The organism is Methylobacterium sp. WL12 (genome assembly GCF_008039475.1).
GTDB lineage: Bacteria > Pseudomonadota > Alphaproteobacteria > Rhizobiales > Beijerinckiaceae > Methylobacterium > Methylobacterium cerastii.
In genome coordinates this window covers 1-14551 of sequence record NZ_VRUW01000048.1, presented here as the reverse complement: position 1 = coordinate 14551, position 14551 = coordinate 1, and the positions used below count along the sequence as shown (strand labels likewise).

At 68.6% G+C, this 14551-nt stretch carries 16 protein-coding genes and 1 tRNA gene; 10 read left to right on the top strand and 7 right to left on the bottom strand.

What is annotated here, in order from left to right:
* Positions 1–58 precede the first annotated feature (58 nt).
* The gene (locus FV226_RS17300; protein WP_147763863.1) at positions 59–301 is read left to right on the top strand and encodes a hypothetical protein; all 243 of its coding nucleotides are present in this window, start codon (positions 59–61) and stop codon (positions 299–301) included.
* A 15-nt stretch (positions 302–316) separates the two neighbouring features.
* Here the strand turns inward: FV226_RS17300 and FV226_RS28975 are convergent, their stop codons facing one another.
* From FV226_RS28975 to FV226_RS17290, 3 genes are all read right to left on the bottom strand, one after another.
* On the bottom strand, positions 317–439 hold the full coding sequence (locus FV226_RS28975; protein WP_281406043.1) for a hypothetical protein: 123 nt from the start codon (positions 437–439) through the stop codon (positions 317–319).
* Positions 440–529: 90 nt separating this feature from the next.
* Complete coding sequence (locus FV226_RS17295) at positions 530–841, bottom strand: hypothetical protein (RefSeq protein WP_147763862.1); 312 nt, start codon at positions 839–841, stop codon at positions 530–532.
* Positions 842–939: 98 nt separating this feature from the next.
* Positions 940–1470 (bottom strand): metallophosphoesterase, encoded by a 531-nt coding sequence (locus tag FV226_RS17290; protein ID WP_147763861.1) that lies wholly within the window; start codon positions 1468–1470, stop codon positions 940–942.
* Between the two features lie 202 nt (positions 1471–1672).
* Between FV226_RS17290 and FV226_RS17285 the strand changes: the two genes are divergently transcribed.
* Positions 1673–1749, top strand: a tRNA-Pro gene (locus FV226_RS17285).
* 187 nt (positions 1750–1936) lie between these two features.
* Here the strand turns inward: FV226_RS17285 and FV226_RS17280 are convergent.
* Positions 1937–2578 carry a ClpXP protease specificity-enhancing factor SspB gene (locus FV226_RS17280; protein ID WP_147763860.1) on the bottom strand — a complete coding sequence of 214 codons (642 nt, stop codon included), beginning with the start codon at positions 2576–2578 and terminating at the stop codon, positions 1937–1939.
* A gap of 322 nt (positions 2579–2900) precedes the next feature.
* Here FV226_RS17280 and FV226_RS17275 point away from each other — a divergent pair, with 322 nt between their 5' ends.
* Positions 2901–3713 carry a CPBP family intramembrane glutamic endopeptidase gene (locus tag FV226_RS17275; RefSeq protein WP_238270700.1) on the top strand — a complete coding sequence of 271 codons (813 nt, stop codon included), beginning with the start codon at positions 2901–2903 and terminating at the stop codon, positions 3711–3713.
* A 7-nt stretch (positions 3714–3720) separates the two neighbouring features.
* Here the strand turns inward: FV226_RS17275 and FV226_RS17270 are convergent, their stop codons facing one another.
* Positions 3721–4158 carry a histidine kinase gene (locus FV226_RS17270; protein ID WP_147763859.1) on the bottom strand — a complete coding sequence of 146 codons (438 nt, stop codon included), beginning with the start codon at positions 4156–4158 and terminating at the stop codon, positions 3721–3723.
* A gap of 217 nt (positions 4159–4375) precedes the next feature.
* Here FV226_RS17270 and argJ point away from each other — a divergent pair, with 217 nt between their 5' ends.
* Genes argJ through FV226_RS17255 form a run of 3 tightly spaced genes read left to right on the top strand, consistent with a single transcriptional unit; the run spans position 4376 to position 6755 of the window.
* Positions 4376–5626 carry a bifunctional glutamate N-acetyltransferase/amino-acid acetyltransferase ArgJ gene (gene argJ / locus FV226_RS17265; protein ID WP_147763858.1) on the top strand — a complete coding sequence of 417 codons (1251 nt, stop codon included), beginning with the start codon at positions 4376–4378 and terminating at the stop codon, positions 5624–5626.
* On the top strand, positions 5623–6330 hold the full coding sequence (locus FV226_RS17260; protein WP_147763857.1) for an SIMPL domain-containing protein: 708 nt from the start codon (positions 5623–5625) through the stop codon (positions 6328–6330). The genes argJ and FV226_RS17260 overlap by 4 nt, the downstream gene beginning before the upstream one ends.
* A gap of 8 nt (positions 6331–6338) precedes the next feature.
* Positions 6339–6755 carry a (deoxy)nucleoside triphosphate pyrophosphohydrolase gene (locus FV226_RS17255; RefSeq protein WP_147763877.1) on the top strand — a complete coding sequence of 139 codons (417 nt, stop codon included), beginning with the start codon at positions 6339–6341 and terminating at the stop codon, positions 6753–6755.
* A gap of 6 nt (positions 6756–6761) precedes the next feature.
* Here FV226_RS17255 and FV226_RS17250 read toward each other — a convergent pair whose 3' ends face one another.
* A complete protein-coding gene (locus FV226_RS17250; RefSeq protein WP_147763856.1) occupies positions 6762–7295 on the bottom strand; it encodes a GcrA family cell cycle regulator in 534 nt (177 codons plus the stop codon).
* 415 nt (positions 7296–7710) lie between these two features.
* On the opposite strand from FV226_RS17250, the gene FV226_RS17245 reads away from it, so the two are divergent.
* The 3 genes from FV226_RS17245 (at position 7711) to flaF (ending at position 11044) form a co-directional block, all read left to right on the top strand.
* Positions 7711–8898: a patatin-like phospholipase family protein gene (locus FV226_RS17245; RefSeq protein WP_147763855.1), complete on the top strand. Its 1188-nt coding sequence runs from the start codon at positions 7711–7713 to the stop codon at positions 8896–8898.
* A 78-nt stretch (positions 8899–8976) separates the two neighbouring features.
* Positions 8977–10602: an ABC-F family ATP-binding cassette domain-containing protein gene (locus tag FV226_RS17240; RefSeq protein ID WP_147763854.1), complete on the top strand. Its 1626-nt coding sequence runs from the start codon at positions 8977–8979 to the stop codon at positions 10600–10602.
* A gap of 82 nt (positions 10603–10684) precedes the next feature.
* Positions 10685–11044, top strand: coding sequence for a flagellar biosynthesis regulator FlaF (gene flaF, locus FV226_RS17235; RefSeq protein ID WP_147751609.1), 360 nt, complete (start codon positions 10685–10687; stop codon positions 11042–11044).
* Between the two features lie 348 nt (positions 11045–11392).
* Here flaF and FV226_RS17230 read toward each other — a convergent pair whose 3' ends face one another.
* Positions 11393–11782 carry a flagellar biosynthesis repressor FlbT gene (locus tag FV226_RS17230; RefSeq protein ID WP_147751610.1) on the bottom strand — a complete coding sequence of 130 codons (390 nt, stop codon included), beginning with the start codon at positions 11780–11782 and terminating at the stop codon, positions 11393–11395.
* Between the two features lie 241 nt (positions 11783–12023).
* Between FV226_RS17230 and FV226_RS17225 the strand changes: the two genes are divergently transcribed.
* Positions 12024–14294: a DUF1522 domain-containing protein gene (locus FV226_RS17225; RefSeq protein WP_147763853.1), complete on the top strand. Its 2271-nt coding sequence runs from the start codon at positions 12024–12026 to the stop codon at positions 14292–14294.
* The last annotated feature ends 257 nt before the right edge of the window (positions 14295–14551 follow it).

Sequence of the window (14551 nt, the reverse complement as noted above, 5' to 3'; positions counted from 1 at the left end):
GCGCGATCACACGCGGCGTGCGGGCCGTGGGTGGGTCGGACCGCGGGAATCGTGTGGGATGATGAACTTCGTTCTGGGAGCTGTGGCCGGGGCGTTGATCGTCGGCATCGCCGCGATCGCCGGCGCACGCAACCCGGACATCCAGCAGCGGCTTGGCCTGTTCCCCGCCACGCCGATGACCCTGATGGCGGCTCCGCCACGGGCGGAGCCGGCATGCCCGCCGCCCGTGGCGGCCGCGCCGACCATCGGCACGCAGGAGATGCTCTTCAATCGGCGCCGGTTCTGGTCCGTCGCGCCTTGAGCATGTCCGTCCGGCTCAGACGCTGCTCAGCAGGAACATGAGCATGGTCGTCGCGGCGGTGGTGCTCAGGAACCCGCAGAGCGCGGCGGCGAAGGAGGGACCGGTCGGGACGGCAACGGTCTGGGTCTCGGTGGTCATGGCGGCTGGCCCTGTCGGCGACGTGCAGCGTCGCGCTCGATGTGACGATGGTGGGAACGAAGAGGCTTTGCGGTGCGGGCGCGCACCCGGTCAGTCGCAGCGGTTTACGCGTTTGGCGATGCGAAGGTTTCGCAACTCGGTGCGAAGATCGATCGCAACAACGCCGGCGCCGCAATCCTCGAAGCCGTCGCGGGCGTCGTTGTAGCGGTCGCCGACCTCGTCGAGCGTGTCGCAGACGCGGTCGTGGTTTCCGAGCCGGGCTTCCTGCCTCGCCTGGTAGCGAAGGGCCGAAGCCTCGTCGATCTTGGCGCGAGCCTCGAGGCACGCCGGCGCCGCGAACGCCGGGGCGAGGGAGAGGACCAGGCCGAACACGGCCAGCATCGGTGTGTCAGATCGGGTCATGGGCCACCGTGAAGACAATCACGTAAGCAGTACGCTGGAAGAGGCGAAGTATTCGACCGGTGTCTTTCAACCGCCGGTATGAGCGCACAACGGCGGAGCTAGACCGATGGTTCCGCTTTCGCTGCGCTGCGGCTGCGGCGCGAAATCAGGATCGCGGCAAGGTCCACCGGCACGAACCCCTGGGCGTCAACGCCGACATCGTACTGTTTGGGCGCAGTGCGCAGCTGCCCGTGGGAATGGCCGTGCAGGTTGAGCACGCCGCGGCCGATGCCGTTCCAGGTCCGGAAGGCGTAATGGCACAGCACCAAGCCGCGACCCTCCACCGCGATCTCCGCGTAATGCGCGATCGAGGCCCAGCCCGGCGCGTCGAGGGTGTCGGGGCCGTCGTTGTTGCCGACGATCAGGTGCTTCACGCCGTGAAGGCCGGCGAGGATCGCGTGGACTCGCTCCCGCGGCGGTCCGAGGGCGAAGTCGCCGAGATGCCAGACGCTATCGTCGGCGCCGACGACCCGATTCCAGTTCGCGATCAACGCGGCGTCGTGCGTCGCGAGGTCGGCGAAGGGCCGGCGATCGAGCCGCAGGATGCGCGGATCGCCGAAATGGGTGTCGCTCGTGAAATAGACCGCCACCGCCGACCTCCCTGCGCTGCACCGCGTCGTGTCCGATCCGGCCGGCATCGCGCAAGAGGCTTCTTCGCCTGCGCCCGCTGCGGCCTAGCATGCTGTTTCGGCGAAGCGCAGGAACGGGGCTTGCGTGCCCCGGAGCGGAAAGCTAAGACCCGCGGACCCTTCGGGGTGTCGGTGCTCGAACGGCCCGACGGAGCGGACGTGACGGAGTATAGCGCAGCCCGGTAGCGCACCTGTCTGGGGGACAGGGGGTCGCAGGTTCAAGTCCTGCTACTCCGACCAATAAAACGGGACGTCGGCCGAAAGGTGGATGTCGCCGCTCCGAGAAAAGGCCGGCGCCACCAAGCGCCGGCCTTTTTTTGTTCGCTTGCCGGATGTTTGAACCGCCGCTCCCGTTCACGACTGCGTCTTCGAAGCTTCCGCCTCGCGAAAGCCCCGAGGGGCGAGGTCCCAGGTGGAGCGATGCAGCTCAGCTCTTCTTGCGGAACGCGTCGAGGCTGACGACCTCGGCGCTCGCCTCGCCACCGTCGCCGTCCTTCTTCGCGGCCTTGGCGGCGACACGCGGCTCCTTCTCGTCCGCCTTGCTGGCGTTCTGCGCCGCGGGGAGGGCGGGGATGACCTTCGGGACGTTGCTGCCGATCGCGGCGATCCCGGTTCCGGCTTTCGGCTTCATCTCGGTGGGCTCGGAGGCCGCGCCGCGCGGGCCGGCCTTCGCGGCGCTCGGCGCCGCGTCCTCGCCGGCGACCTCGGCGGTTTCGTTCAGGTCGAACTTGAGGCCGAACTGGACCGACGGGTCGAAGAACCCCGACAGGGCATCGAACGGCACCAGAAGACGCTCGGGCACGCCCGAGAACGACAGCCCGACCTCGAAGCTGTGCTCGGTGACGCCGAGATCCCAGAACTGGTGCTGGAGGACGATCGTCATGTCCTGCGGATACTTCTCGCGCAGTGCCTGCGACATCCGCACGCCCGGGGCCTCGGTGCGGAAGGAGACGTAGAAGTGGTGCTCGCCCGCCAAGCCCTCGCGGGCGGCGTCGGTCAGCACCTTGCGCACGACGCCCCGGAGGGCGTCCTGGACCAGGAGATCGTAGCGGATCAGGTCGTCTGCCATCTTCGGTCGCTCTGTGCGGTCTGCCCGACGACCTGTCGCGCGGGACGCGTACCGGATCGGATGAGAAAGGAAGGCGGCTTCCGTCGCCGGAGGCCGGGATACCGAGCGGCCGACGTGCGCCGTCGCGACACCCTGCCGACCACCGCGCCGGCGGACCTGCCCGGTCGTCCGGCCCGGCAGCGCCATCGTGTCCGATGGCAGGGGGCTACGGTGGACGAAGCGGATCCGATAGGTTCGAAGTGACCGGCGCGTCGCCAAGAGCGTTCGTCGCCATTCCGGCCTTTCGACCGGACGAGAGAACATAGAGGGGATCGCCGCGGTTTTGAAGCCCGATCATGGCGCCCTGCCCGTCGACGCCGCCGCACCGTCCGAACCGGGCCGGCGATGGGTCGCGGCCGGGCGCCTCGCCCTGAACCTCGTCGTCCTGGTCGGGATGCTCCTGCTCTACCTCGCGGTGGCCAGCCTGATGTCGCTGGCCGCGGTGCGGGTGGGCGCCGACCTGCTCGCCGGGATCGACCCGTTCCTCGACGCGGTGCGGCGTCCCTATGTCGGCGCCACCGAGCTCGTCTGGCGCGAACTCGCCGTCGATGTGCTCCGCCAAGTCTTCTTGGCAGGTCTCGTCGTGACGGGGGCGCTTGGCCGCGACGGGTCCGCCTGGCGGCGCAGGCTGGCGCTGGACCGCGAGCGCCCGAACGGGATGCGGCCGCGCACCCTGCTGCTGATCCTCCTGCTCTGGCCGATCGTACACATCGCCTGGGTCACCGGGACGGCCGAGGCGTTCGGCGCCGCCTTCGGAAGCGGCGTGCGGCTCTCGCCGATGCTGAGCCCTGCCGCCGTCGCGGTATGGCTCAGCTACGTCGTGGTGCTGGCGCCGGCCGCGGAGGAGATGCTGATGCGCGGCGAGGGCTTCGCCGCCGCCCGCCGCTTCCTGCCACCCGCGGCGACGATCCTCGTCACGGCACTAGTCTTCGCGCTGGCGCACGTCTCGGCCTGGGGTTTGGCGCGCCCGGTCTCGCTGGCGCCGCTGGCATTGATGCTCGGCTGGCTGCGCTGGCGCACAGGCCGCCTGTGGCCGTGCATCGCGCTCCACGGCTGGAGCAACCTCGCGCTAATCGCCTACGTGCTGTGGCCTTAAACCGGCGTCAGGCCGACCGGCTCGCCAGCGCTTCGCGCACGGTGCTCGCGACGGCGTTGTTGCGGAGGTCGCGCGGAATCAGAATCGCGTCCGGGAAGAGGTGCGAGGCGTCGTCCGACATCTCCTCATAGTAGTCGCTCGCCAGGACGATGCGCAGACCCGGCCGGAGGGCACGGGCCTCGACGGCGAGGCGCGAGCAGCACAGGTCGCCTTCGAGGCCGACATCGGCGACGAGCACGTCCACCGGCAACCCGAGGACGAGAACCGTGAGGGCATCGACACCGCTGTCACAGGCCGTGGCCTGATAGCCTGCGCGGCGTATCTGATTGGATACCTCATCCCGCCAGCGCTTCTGCCGGCCGGCGACGAGGACTTGGACCCCATAACAGCCGCCTGGGGGCTGGGGGGCGTTCACGAGCGTTTGTGCGCTGGTGTTTTGCGGCATTCCGCGTTCGACTCGGCGTTCGCGTTGCATCGCAGCATGCTAGGCCGGGACGGCGCGGTCGCGCAAGCCCCCCGCCGCGATTGCGCCTTATTCCCAAGCCGGCACGCCCAGGAAGCGGGCATGCGCTCCGATCGGGCAGGCGGTTGACCGCTGCGGGGCTCGCGGGGCAACAGGACCCCGTCGCCGGCGATGCCGCGATCGAATGGAGAGGGTATCGATGTCGTCCGCAAAGTCTCCCTCCGTCTCCCCGCTCGCGCCGGCCTCAATGCCGACCCTGCCAGCGATCCGCGGCGTCGGGCTCGCCACCGCCCAGGCCGGCATCCGCTATTCCGGCCGCACCGACGTCCTTTATGTCGGCCTCGACGCCGGCACCGCGGCCGCCGGCGTGTTTACCCGCTCGCGCTGCCCCTCCGCGCCGGTCGATTGGTGCCGCGAGGCGCTTGCCGCCGGCTCGGCGCAGGTGCTGGTCGTGAACTCCGGTAACGCCAATGCGTTCACGGGGTCGCGAGGACGGGACGCGGTGGCGCTGACGGCGCGGATCGCCGCCGCCGCCGCCGGTTGCACCGAGGGCGAGGTCTTCGTCGCCTCCACCGGCGTCATCGGGGAACCCCTCGATGCGACCAAGTTCGAGGGCGTGCTGGCCGAGTGCGCTGCCCGCACGGCCGCGGGAGCCGAGGCCTGGGACGCCGCCGCCCGGGCGATCATGACCACCGACACCTTCCCGAAATCCGCGAGCCGCACGGCCGAGATCGACGGCGTGGCGGTGACGATCAACGGCATCGCCAAGGGCGCCGGCATGATCGCGCCCGACATGGCGACGATGCTCGCTTTCGTGTTCACCGACGCGGCGCTGCCGCAGCCGGTGCTTCAGGCGATGCTGACGGCGGGCGCGGACAAGAGCTTCAACTGCGTGACCGTGGACGGCGACACCTCGACCTCCGACACGCTGATGCTGTTCGCCACCGGTGCCGCCGCCACGGTCCCGGTCTCGGACGCGGCGGACCCGCGGCTCGCAGGCTTTCGCGCGGCCTTGGACGACCTGCTGATCGAGCTGGCGCAGCTCGTCGCCAAGGACGGCGAGGGCGCGCGCAAGTTCGTCACCGTGGAGGTCGGCGGCGCCGAGAGCGACGCCTCGGCGCACCGCATCGCGATGTCGATCGCCAACTCACCGCTGGTCAAGACCGCGGTCGCCGGCGAGGACGCCAACTGGGGCCGCGTTGTGATGGCCGTCGGCAAGGCCGGCGAGCCCGCCGACCGCGACCGCCTTGCGATCTGGTTCGGCGACGTGCGCGTCGCCGTCGCCGGGGCGCGTGACCCGGATTACAGCGAGGACGCTGCGAGCGCGGTGATGCGCAAATCCGATGTCGTCGTCCGGGTCGACCTCGGCCTCGGAGCCGGCAAGGCCCGGGTTTGGACCTGCGACCTCACCAAGGGCTACATCGAGATCAACGGGGATTACCGCTCGTGAGGCGCGTCGCCACTGCACTCATTATCCTGCCCGTCGTCGCGGCGCTGCCGGCGCATGCCGACGACGACGCCTGCCGTCGCGGCATCACCGTCACCGGCCGGGCTCAGACGACGCGGGCGCCGGACTTCGCCGAGGTGACGGTCGGCGTCGAGGCGCGGGCGGGCAACGCCGCCGCGGCCCTCGACGCGACCTCTAAGGGCGTGGCCGGCGTCGTCGCGCTCGGCCGCGAGGTCGGCATCCCGGTCGGCGACATCGGCACCGCCGCGGTCGTGCTCGAGCCTGCTACCCGCACGATCACCCGACCGAACGGCACGAGCCAGGACGAGCCCGACGGCTACCGGGCGTCGAACCGCGTCACCCTGCGGCTCGCCGATATGAGCCGCCTCGGCGACCTGCTGCGACGATCGCTCGAAGCGGGGGCCAACCGGATCGATTCCATCGGCTTCGGGCTGACCGATCCCGACCGCGTCGAGGCGGCCTTGCAGGTCGACGCGGCGCGCACTGCCCGCACGCAGGCTGCGGCGCTCGCCGAAGCCGTCGGCGCGCGGCTGGGCAGCCTCTGCTCGCTCGTCGCGAACCGCACGTCCGTCCCGATGGGACTTCAGGCGAGCCGCGCTGTGGCATCGCCGAAGCGCGTCCCGATCGAAGCAGGGACGATCAGCAGTTCGGCCGAGGTCACCACCACCTTTGCGATCGGCCGATGAGCACCGCCGTGCCTGCGCCGGTGCGCCTGCTCCTCGTCGTCGCCGTGGCGCTTGTCGACCACGATGGCCGCGTGCTCGTCAGCGAGCGTCCGCCCGGCAAGAAGCTGGCGGGGCTTTGGGAGTTCCCAGGCGGCAAGGTCGAGCCGGGCGAGCGCCCCGAGGCGACGCTCATCCGCGAGCTCGCCGAGGAGATCGACATCCGCGTCGAGGAACCGTGCCTGGCGCCGCTCACCTTCGCGAGCCACGCCTACCCGGACTTCCACCTTCTGATGCCGCTCTACGTCTGCCGTCGCTGGAACGGCACGCCGCGCTCGCTCGAGGGGCAGGCGATCAAGTGGGTGCGCCCGCGCGACCTCCGCGACCTCGCCATGCCGCCGGCCGACGAGCCGCTGATCCCCTACCTGATCGACCTTCTCGGCCCCTGAGGTCTCTTAGCGGAAGCCGGCCACGCGGCGGTCGCGCTTGCGCTCGGCCGCCGGCTGATAGGCGATCTGGGCGTGGTGCGTGCAGTAGGGCAGGCCGGTGATCGAGCGCGCGCCGCAGAATCCGAATTCCGGCGTGGTCGGGTCGCCGATCGGCCAACGGCACATCGATTCCCGGAGGTCCATGATCGTCACCCGCTGCGAGGCGGCGAGCGCCACGGGCTCGGGCTTGGCGGCCGGGACGGGGAAGTCCGGTGCGAGCCGGTGCGAAAGGATCGCTACTGGCTCGGGCGCCTCGACCTCGACCACGGCGATGGCCGTCTCGATCTCGACCTCCTGGGCGGGCTTGCGCCGGGCGGCCGTCGCATCCTCGACCGGCTTCAACACGCGGCCGGACAGCCCGAGCCGGTGCACCTTGCCGATCACCGCGTTGCGGGTGACGCCGCCGAGCTGCGCCGCGATCTTGCTCGCGCTCTGGCCGTCTTCCCACAGCTGGCGCAGCAGCGTCACCCGCTCGTCCGTCCAACTCAAGATGGTATCCATGGTCTCGCCCCTCCCGATCTGAACCCGCGGGCTGCCTCGATCCCCGGCAGTGAAGGCGCGGATCGGACGCGACCTGTCCTCGCGATCCGGCCGCTCCCGAAGCTCGGGACAAGGCCGGCGCGAAGCCCGTCGTGCGCGCCGCTGGTCATGACGCCGTACCCCCCTGAGGCATCCGGCGACGCAGTCAACCTACAGGACCGTTCTCCGCCGATGCAAGGGCGCGGGAACCGGAGCGAAGGCTGTCCACCGACCAATGTCCGCACGGGAACCCAGGCGTTCCGGACGGCACGCGTGTGACCCTGGTGCACCACCTGTGGGCGTACGGTTCCATTGCCGCCGAAGGCCAGGAACGGTACTATGGCCAAGCTCGTTCGCTTGCCGTGACGGCGCTCGTCGGGCTTGGGGTTTTTTGACGATGTCGCGTCGATATGGTTGGCTGCGCGAGTGCCTCGTGCTCGCTTTTGCGGCTCAGCTTGCCGCCTGCTCCTCGGTGCCGAGGATTCCGTACACGGCCGCCGAGGCGGCGGTGGCCGGCGTGCCAGGCATCCCCGGCGCGCGCGTGTTTTCCGACGCCTCGGTCGAGACCTTCACCGAGATGGCCGCAACCCCCCAGAACAAGCGCCAGGGCTTCAGCTATCTCGCCCTGTCCGGCGGCGGCGGGGACGGCGCCTACGGGGCCGGCGTGCTCAACGGCTGGTCGGCTTCGGGCACGCGGCCGGAATTCTCGCTGGTGTCGGGCGTCAGCACGGGATCGCTGATCGCGCCGTTCGCGTTCCTCGGCACCTCGTACGATTCCTATCTCACTGACATCTACACCAGCGGCATCGCCGGTACCCTGGTGCAGAGCCCGAGCGTGGTGAACGTGCTGTTCGGCTCCGGCCTGTTCGGCGACGGGCGCCTGCGCGACCTCGTCGGCCGCTACGTCAACGCCGACCTGCTCGCGGCCATCGCCGCCGAGCACGCCAAGGGCCGCCGCCTGCTGGTGGTGACGACGAACCTCGACAGCCAGCGCGCCACGATCTGGAACATGGGCGCCATCGCCGCGAGCGGCGCGCCGAACGCGGTCGACCTGTTCCGCGACGTGCTCACCGCGTCGGCGAGCATCCCGGCGGTGTTCCCGCCCCAGCTCATCGACGTGCAGGCCGACGGGCGCGCCTTCCAGGAGCTGCATGTCGACGGCTCCGTGGTCACGCCGGTCTTCACCCTGCCGCAGGCCCTGCTGCTCCGCGACAAGCGCCTGCAAACCGGGCAGCGGGGGCGGATCTACGTCATCATCAACGGCCGCCTGGAGCCGGAATTCGACGTGACGCAGAACAACACCCTGTCGATCGTCGGGCGCTCCTTCACCACCGCGAGCCGTGCGCGCAGCCGCCAGACGTTGGCCGCAACGTACGCCTTCGCCCGCGAGAACGGCATCGGCTTCAACCTCACCTACATCCCGGAGGACGGGCCTAAGCTCGCCACGCCGGACGGCTTCGACACCGCCTACATGCGCAACCTCTACGAAGCCGGCTTCGAGCGCGCGAAGACCGGGCGCTTCTGGGAGAACACGGTGCCGGCCGCGCCCCTGACGAAGGCGATCGCCACCGCCGCCACACGGTAGGGCCGCGTCGCTCGCACTATTTGCTGCAGTGCGGTAGGGAGTGAGGAGCGCCTCCGCTCCCACCCCGTGACCCCTATCATGCTGCAGATCGATGACCTGACCTTCAACATGTGGGGGCGGCGCTTCTTCACGAAGGCTAGCGTGGCGATCCCGCCCGGCGCCAAGGTCGGGATCGTCGGGCGCAACGGCGTCGGCAAGTCGACCCTGTTCAAGATCGTGCTGGGCGAGTTCCAGCCGGATTCTGGTACGGTGTTCCTGCCCAAGACCGCGCGCATCGGCGCCGTCGATCAGGAGCATCCGGCGACGCCGGTCAGCCTGATCGACACGATCCTCGCCGCCGACGTCGAGCGCGACGCCCTCTACGCCGAGCTCGAGACCGCCGAGCCCGAGCGCATGGGCGAGATCTACGGCCGGCTGATCGAGATCGATGCCGACCGGGCGCCGGCCCGCGCCGGCGAGATCCTGGCGGGCCTCGGCTTCTCGGTGGCCGACCTCGAGCGGCCCATGTCCGAGTTCTCCGGCGGCTGGCGCATGCGGGTCGCGCTGGCGGCGGCGTTGTTTACCGCCCCCGATGTGCTGCTGCTCGACGAGCCGACGAACTACCTCGACCTCGAAGGCGCGCTGTGGCTGGAGGCGCGGCTGAAGCGCTATCCGCATTCGGCGCTGATCATCAGCCACGACCGCGAGCTGCTGAACAACTCCGTCGATTCGATCCTGCACGTCGCCAACGGGCAACTCGAACTCTACGCCGGCGGCTACGACGACTTCGAGCGGCGCCGCGCCGAGAAGGCCCGGCTCCAGCTCTCGGCCAAGGCCAAGCAGGACGCCGAGCGCGCCCATCTTCAGAGCTTCATCGACCGCTTCAAGGCGAAGGCTTCGAAGGCGGCGCAGGCGCAGTCACGGGTCAAGCGCCTGGCCAAGCTCGAACCGATCGCGACGACGATCGAGGAGCACGTGGCGCCGTTCCGCCTGCCGTCGCCGAAGCGCCCGCTGGCGCCGCCGCTGATGCATCTCACCGACGTCGAGGTCGGCTACGGCGACGACCCAGCGATCCTGCGCGACCTGAACCTGACCCTCGACATCGACGACCGCATTGGCCTGCTCGGCGTCAACGGTGCCGGCAAGTCGACCTTCGCCAAGATGGCCGCCGGCGCCCTCGACATCCGCTCGGGGCGGATGACACGCGAAGGCCGAGTGCAGGTCGGCTGGTTCCACCAGCACCAGATCGAGGCGATGGACCCAAAGGACACGCCGCTCGCGATCATCCGGCGCGAGCGCCCGGAGGACAGCGAATCGGCGCGCCGCGGCAAGCTCGCGAGCTTCGGCCTCGCCTACGAGAAGCAGGAGACCACGGTCGATTCGCTCTCGGGCGGCGAGCGGGCGCGGCTGCTGCTCAACCTCGTGGCGATGCGGGCGCCCCACCTCCTGATCCTCGACGAGCCGACCAACCACCTCGACATCGACAGCCGCCGGGCGCTGCTCGATGCGCTGAACGATTACGAGGGCGCGGTCATCCTCATCACCCACGACCGCTCGCTGATGGAGCTGGTCGCCGACCGCCTGTGGCTCGCGGCCGACAACACGGTGAGACCGTTTGCCGGTGACATGGACGAGTACGCCAAGTTCGTCCTCGATCGATCCCGCGCCGGCAAGAGCGCGCCGGGGCAGGGGCGCGAGAAGAAAGGTAAGAAGCGGGCGGCGTGACCGGCGCGCTTACAGGTCGTTAACGCCGGTCTGCAATAAAGGCGCTCCGTGCCCGCCGGCCCGCGGGGGGAGCCGCCGATCGATGAGTTTCGCTGCAAACGCCTATGCCCGCACCGCGCAGAGCGTGCTCAGCCCGCGCGAGGCTGAAGCCGCCGTGCTGATCAAGGCCGCGCGCCAGCTCGAATCGGTGCGCGACAACTGGAACGATGCCGGCGGCTCGCTGAACAAGGCTCTGAACTTCAATCAGAAGGTCTGGACGCTCCTCGCGACCGGCGCGACGGCTCCGGAGAACCCGCTGCCGTCCGAGGTCAAGGACAACATCGCCGGCCTTTCGGTGTTCGTGTTCCGGCGGATCGTCGACACCCTCGTCGAACCGAAGCCCGAGAACCTGACGGCGCTGATCAACATCAACCAGCAGGTCGCCGCGGGTCTGCGCACCTGATCGCCGAATAAGCTGCGCCTCCGCGACGGGGGCGCGGCGTCGGTCTGCACGACCGGTACGATGCGGTCGACGAGACCCGAGCTGTGCCGTGCGCGCGTGGATGGCCTTCGATCGCGCACCGCCGGATGCCGAAGGCCGTGCGACGGCCGACCACACCTGCCAAGTCATCTTGAATTGCGGACGGGAGCCGGAAGCGTCCGAAAAGACTTCCCGCCTTTGCCCGCTCTATAAAGAGCGCCTCCGTGGTTTGAAGGCGTGGCCATTTCAGGACGGTGTCGTGCCGTGAAGACGCCGACTGACCATCCGTTTTCCCCCGATCGTACCATTGCCTCGGTGTGAAACCGAAATTCAAGCCTTGAGCCGCTGCGCGAGCTCCAGCTCGTACTGGATCAGCTCCTTGCACCGCTTGAGCGCCCGGTAGAAGTCGGCGCTCGCGATATGCTCGTGCATGTCGTGGATGTACGGGGCCATGCTCGGGGCTGCCTTCATCAGTTCGGTGGCCTGGACGACGAAGGCGTCCTCGGCCTCAGGCGGGTTCGAGGCGAGGTACATCACGGTCAGCGTGAGGTAGAGCCGCTTGCAGGCCGTGTCGGCCTCGCTTTCCAGGATGATGTCGCTCTCGCGCAGGAACGGCGTCACCGTCTCGATGACGAAGCTGGAGCGGCGCGATCCGTTGCGGATCGCCGTTCCGCCGATCAGCAAACGCTCGAACGGCTTTAGCTCGATCTTGAGAGGCATGGATCACCCGGGTTTCGCTCGGGCGAGCTTTGCAGAATTCGGGTAAACGTTTCGTAAATCCATCCCACTTGTTCGTTGGGCAAGTCATTCATACGTATACGAAATTCGAGATAGCTGGATATACGGTGTTCGCGAGGAGAGATTCCTTCACCATCCGCATTAAGCCGATGGCAACGCGGACGTGGTTTCTGGCGGCAGCCTCCAAAATGGGAGGCGCACCGATCAGAATGGATCGAATCTCATGTCTTCAGGCATCACGCTTTCGTCTGCGACGCGTCAGAACCTCCTCGTCGCCCAGGATACCGCCAGCCTGCTGGCGACGACCCAGAACCGGCTGTCGACCGGCAAGAAGGTCAATTCGGCCCTCGACAACCCGACCTCGTTCTTCACCTCTCAGGGCCTCGACAGCCGCTCGAACGACCTCTCGAACCTGCTCGACTCGATCTCGAACGGCGTCCAGGTGATCCAGGCCGCCAACACCGGCCTCACCTCGCTGCAGAAGCTGGTCGACTCGGCGAAGTCGGTCGCCAACCAGGCGCTTCAGAGCACGATCGGTTACTCCACAAAGTCGAACGTCTCGACCACGATCACCGGCGCGACCGCTGCCGACCTCCGTGGCACGACCTCGTATGCAAACGCTCTGGCTTCAAGCAACGGGATCTTCAGTGGTGCTGCAGGCGGTACGACCGCTGCAACCGGATCGACGACGCTTGGTGGCACGCTCGCTGCGAAGGTCGGCACTGCAGCCACCGCGGGCGACGGCTCGGCGGCACTGACCCCCAGCATAACCCTGATCGCCTCCGGCGGCGCCACGGCCACGGGTCTTGCGGGGAACGCTCAGCCTGCCGATGGCGATACGCTCTCGGTGAACGGAAAGACCATCACCTTCCGCGCCGGCAGCGCGCCGACCGGCACATCGATCCCGGCCGGCTCGGGCACGAGCGGAAACGTCCTGACCGACGGTACCGGAAACTCGACTGTCTACCTCGGAACGACCACCACGCCCGCCGGTACGGTCGGCGACCTTCTGACGGCGGTCGATCTCGCGAGCGGCGTCAAAACCGCCGTCAACAGCACCGCCGGTGCCGCGACGATCACGACGAGCTCTGGCCAGACCGTTTCGAGCATCACGACTGGTGCCGTGACTCTGAACTCTTCGACCGGCTCCGACCTCAACGTCACCGGCAAAGCGGATCTCCTGAAGGCCCTGGGTGTATCCACGGCGACGGGTTCGAACCCGGCGACGGTGACGGCAACGCGTGCGACGGTTTCGACCTCGACCTCCAGCCTGATCCAGGACGGGTCGACCCTGAACGTGAATGGCAAGACCATCACGTTCAAGAACGCTCAGACCCCGGCGGCTGCGAACGTTGCATCCGGCTCGGGCGTGTCCGGCAACGTCGTGACCGACGGCAGTGGCAACTCGACCGTCTTCCTCCAGGCCGGCTCGATTGCCGACGTCCTGAAGGCCGTCGATTTCGCAACCGGCGCGCAGACCGCCACCATCGCTAGCGGCGCCGCCACGCCGGCTGCCGTCTCGGGCGTCGCTGCCTCCAGCATCTCGGGCGGCGTTCTCAAGCTCAGCACAGGAACCACTTCCGACCTCAGCATCACCGGCACAGGCAATGCGCTGTCCGCGCTCGGCCTGGCTGGCAATGCCGGGACCGACACCACCTTCACCGCATCCCGGTCATCGACGCCCGGTGGCTTGTCCGGCAAGACGCTGACCTTCGGATCGCTGAATAAGGGGACTGCCGTCAACGTCACCTTCGGCGACGGTACCAACGGCACGGTCAAGACGCTGGATCAGCTCAACACCCAGCTTAGCGCCAACAACCTGTCGGCGACGGTGGATGCGAGTGGCAAGCTGACGATCCAGACCACCAACGACCACGCGTCCTCGACCATCGGCAGCACCGCTGATGGTGGCGCAATCGGCGGCACCGCCGCGAGCGTTTTCTCGGCGGCCGCTGCACCGGTGGCTGACGCGAACTCCCAGGCCACCCGCTCTTCGCTCCTGAGCCAGTTCAACTCGATCCTCGACAACATCAAGACGACGGCTCAGGACTCGTCCTTCAACGGGGTCAACCTGCTGAACGGTGACACGCTGAAGCTGACCTTCAACGAGAAGGGCAGCTCGACGCTGAACCTTCAGGGCGTCCAGTTCGACGCCGCCGGCCTGGGTCTGTCGAAGCTTGGGCAGAACGGCGCCAACGAGTTCGAGGACAATTCGGCGACCAACAACGTGATCTCATCGCTGTCCACCGCCTCCTCTGCGCTGCGGGCCCAGGCTTCGACCTTCGGCTCCAACCTCTCGGTGGTGCAGAACCGTCAGAGCTTCAACAAGAGCATCATCAACGTGCTGCAGACCGGTTCGTCGAACCTCACCAGCGCCGACCTGAACGAGGAGGCTGCCAACTCCCAGGCCCTCTCGACCCGCAACTCGCTGACGATCTCGGCGCTGTCGCTGGCCAACCAGGCCCAGCAGAGCGTCCTGCAGCTCCTCCGCTAAGCGCCACGGCGGCCGCCCCGATCCGGGCGGCCGTCCTCTTCCCGACGGAACACCGTTGCGACTCTGGCTCCTGTGGCGGTCGTGTCCCTGGGCGTGGTGTAGCTTGGTGAGGGCCACCACGATCACCGGCTTGGGCCGGGACGATCAGGCTGCGAGGGTGGGCAGGCTGACGAGGGGATCATCGCCGATCGGGGCGATGCTTTCCAGGGTCATGTAGCGCGACCGCTGGACGGCCCATTCGTCATTCTGTTCGAGCA

Excerpts from the sequence above, each read along its gene's own strand:
- FV226_RS17250 (WP_147763856.1), bottom strand. The coding sequence starts at position 7,295 with ATGGATACCATCTTGAGTTGGACGGACGAGCGGGTGACGCTGCTGCGC.
- FV226_RS28975 (WP_281406043.1), bottom strand. The coding sequence starts at position 439 with ATGACCACCGAGACCCAGACCGTTGCCGTCCCGACCGGTCCCTCCTTC.
- FV226_RS17295 (WP_147763862.1), bottom strand. The coding sequence starts at position 841 with ATGACCCGATCTGACACACCGATGCTGGCCGTGTTCGGCCTGGTCCTC.
- FV226_RS17280 (WP_147763860.1), bottom strand. The coding sequence starts at position 2,578 with ATGGCAGACGACCTGATCCGCTACGATCTCCTGGTCCAGGACGCCCTC.
- FV226_RS17245 (WP_147763855.1), top strand. The coding sequence starts at position 7,711 with ATGTCGCGTCGATATGGTTGGCTGCGCGAGTGCCTCGTGCTCGCTTTT.
- FV226_RS17270 (WP_147763859.1), bottom strand. The coding sequence starts at position 4,158 with ATGCCGCAAAACACCAGCGCACAAACGCTCGTGAACGCCCCCCAGCCC.
- FV226_RS17230 (WP_147751610.1), bottom strand. The coding sequence starts at position 11,782 with ATGCCTCTCAAGATCGAGCTAAAGCCGTTCGAGCGTTTGCTGATCGGC.
- argJ (WP_147763858.1), top strand. The coding sequence starts at position 4,376 with ATGTCGTCCGCAAAGTCTCCCTCCGTCTCCCCGCTCGCGCCGGCCTCA.
- FV226_RS17240 (WP_147763854.1), top strand. The coding sequence starts at position 8,977 with ATGCTGCAGATCGATGACCTGACCTTCAACATGTGGGGGCGGCGCTTC.
- FV226_RS17225 (WP_147763853.1), top strand. The coding sequence starts at position 12,024 with ATGTCTTCAGGCATCACGCTTTCGTCTGCGACGCGTCAGAACCTCCTC.
- flaF (WP_147751609.1), top strand. The coding sequence starts at position 10,685 with ATGAGTTTCGCTGCAAACGCCTATGCCCGCACCGCGCAGAGCGTGCTC.
- FV226_RS17300 (WP_147763863.1), top strand. The coding sequence starts at position 59 with ATGATGAACTTCGTTCTGGGAGCTGTGGCCGGGGCGTTGATCGTCGGC.